The sequence below is a fragment of the Candidatus Hydrogenedentota bacterium genome (assembly GCA_019695095.1).
In the GTDB taxonomy this organism is placed as follows: Bacteria; Hydrogenedentota; Hydrogenedentia; order Hydrogenedentales; family SLHB01; genus JAIBAQ01.
Window position 1 is genome coordinate 1 of the sequence record JAIBAQ010000391.1, and the last position, 2,707, is coordinate 2,707.

Genomic DNA, 2,707 nt, shown 5'->3' on the forward strand with positions numbered 1-2,707 from the left:
CTTGTGGTGGATGACCACGAGGTGAATCGGCTGCTTGTGACGAGACTGCTCGAGAGCTGGGGATGCCGCTACGCGGAAGCAGAATCTGGGCCGGCAGCGCTGGATCGACTTCATGTCGCCGCCTCGGAAGGCGACCCGTACCGCGTAGTCATCATGGACATGCTCATGCCCGGAATGGATGGGGCTGGGCTCGGAGCCGCGATCAAGGCGGATCCGGTACTCACCAGTACGATTCTGATCATGATGACTTCGCTGGCCGAGCGGGGCGATGCGAATCGCTTCCGCTCTCTGGGGTTCAGCGCGTATATAACCAAGCCGCTGCGGCAATCGCAGCTATTCGATACGCTTGCAATGGTGCTTGCGGACGGGCATGCGGAACCGGCATCGGGCTCGGTCCGGTTCGTGACACGGCACAGGGTTTCGGAGGCGCGCAAGCGCCGGGCGCGGATTCTCCTTGCCGAAGACAGCAAAACGAACCAGCTTGTTGCGATCAAGATGCTGGAGAAGCTCGGCTACAAGGCTGATGCCGTGGCCAATGGCAAGGAGGCGATCGAATCCCTTCGAACCATTCCCTATGAGCTTGTCCTGATGGACGTGCAGATGCCGGAAATGGACGGGTTCGAGGCAACCCGGCGGATCCGGGACGCGGCGTCGGGAGTGCTGAACAGTCAGATTCCGATCATCGCGATGACGGCTCATGCGATGGCAGGCGACCGGGAGCGCTGCCTCGGCATGGGGATGAACGACTACGTCTCCAAACCGATTTCGCCAGTAGTCCTGGCAGCCGCTCTTGAGCGGTGGCTCCCGAGCGAAGGCGATATGGGGTTCGGCGCCGAGAAGCGACTTGTGGACAAGACCGCCGCTGCTGTCGCCATACAGGACTCAAGCATCTTCGACAAGGAGGGGATGCTAGGGCGATTGATGCATGACGAAGAACTTGCCTGTTCGGTTCTTGAGACATTCCTGGAAGATATGCCGCTTCAGATTGCGACGCTGAGGAGCTTCATCGAAGCGGGAATGACCGCCGATGCGGAGCGACAGGCGCACACCATCAAGGGCGCGGCCGCGAATGTGGGTGGCGAGGCCCTGCGCTCCGCGGCCGCGGCCGTCGAGCAGGCAGCCGCTAGCGGGCGTATCGATACGCTGGCATCTGCCCCTTCAGAACTCGAGGCGCACTTCGAAACTTTGCGCGAAACGTTGGCGGCGTACTTGAATGCACTGAAGCAGGCTGCCGGGGGTGTGCCATGAGAACGCATGCGGGCGCAAACGTGCTCGCGTGCCGCAAGAGAAACCGTAGTGCGGTTGCATTGCCGCGTATTGCCGACGCGAAACGCGGCCAACGCAACCGAGAAGTGAAATGGGGAGAAGGGTTCCATGCGCATCTTGATAGCCGAGGATGACGCGACATCGCGCGTTGTGCTGAGTGGAGTGCTGGCGAAGCAGGGCCATGAAGTGGTTACGGCGGTGAACGGCGTGGAAGCGCTGCGCGCGCTTCAGGGCCCCGACGCGCCCCAACTGGCAATTCTCGATTGGGTCATGCCGGAGTTGACGGGGGTGGAGGTGTGCAGCCGTGTGCGCGCGCAACCGACCGAGCGGCCGCCGTACATCATCATGCTGACCTCGAAGGATGCAAAGGCAGACGTCGTGGCGGGCCTCGATGCGGGTGCGGACGATTATTTGGCAAAGCCCTACGACGCGGGAGAGCTGCGAGCCCGCGTGTCGGTGGGAACACGTCTGATTGAACTCCGGGAGAGTCTGCTTGAGGCGCGAAACGCGTTGGCGCACGAGGCCACGCACGATCCGCTGACCGGGGCCCTGAACCGCAGGGCGGTAACGGAGACAATTGCGCGGGAGCTTTCCCGAAGCAACCGGCATTTGCAAAAAGAGAACTGGGGATTAAGCGTGGGGATTTGTGACGTTGACCATTTCAAGAAGATCAATGACACGATGGGACACGGAGTTGGAGACGAGGTGCTGTGCGAATTGTCGCGGCGTCTAACGAAATCGGTTCGCGCGCATGACACCGTGGGCCGGTTCGGCGGTGAGGAATTCGTCGTTGTGGCCTCCGGGATTGGCGAGGATTATCAGTTTGATTTTTACGAGCGTCTGCGACGGGAGGTGGCTGACGTGCCGTTCGCAACCAACGCCGGTCTTGTTCGAGTCACCCTCAGCATTGGAGCCTCGGCAGCGAACGAGAATCAAACCATGGATGAGGTCCTGTCGGCCGCGGACACGGCGCTGTACCGCGCGAAGGCCCAGGGCCGGAACTGTGTGTGCATCATGAAGCAGGGCACGGAAGGGATCTATCAACCATGCGCATCCTGATTGCCGAGGATGACCCGACTTCATTGATGATGCTTTCGGGAATTCTTGAAAAACGCGGACACGAATGTGTCAAAGCAAGAAACGGGACGGAAGCCTGGGAAGCCCTGAGTCAACCGGATGCCCCGAAAATGGCCATCCTCGATTGGATGATGCCTGGGATGACCGGGCCGGAGGTGTGTGAGCGGGTTCGGTCCATGGAGACCAATGCAGCTCCCTACCTTATCTTGCTTACAGCGCGGGACGACACCAGTAGCGTTGTGCAGGGGTTGAAATCAGGAGCGGACGACTACCTGTCAAAGCCTTACGATCCGGACGAACTCTTGGCGCGGATCAACGTTGGGCGCCGGATTCTGGATCTACAGACGCGCCTCACGCAGCGCTT

Annotated in this window: 3 protein-coding genes; all 3 read left to right on the plus strand. The window is 60.7% G+C overall.

The window, feature by feature from the left end; translation table 11 throughout:
- On the plus strand, positions 1 to 1,248 hold a 1,248-nt coding region (locus K1Y02_26755), incomplete at its 5' end, for a response regulator (GenBank protein ID MBX7259984.1).
- A 126-nt stretch (positions 1,249 to 1,374) separates the two neighbouring features.
- Positions 1,375 to 2,325, plus strand: a complete 951-nt coding sequence (locus K1Y02_26760) for a diguanylate cyclase (GenBank protein ID MBX7259985.1) — start codon at positions 1,375 to 1,377, stop codon at positions 2,323 to 2,325.
- Positions 2,313 to 2,707: response regulator transcription factor (locus K1Y02_26765; protein ID MBX7259986.1), on the plus strand; the 395-nt coding region annotated here is incomplete at its 3' end. The genes K1Y02_26760 and K1Y02_26765, both read left to right, overlap by 13 nt.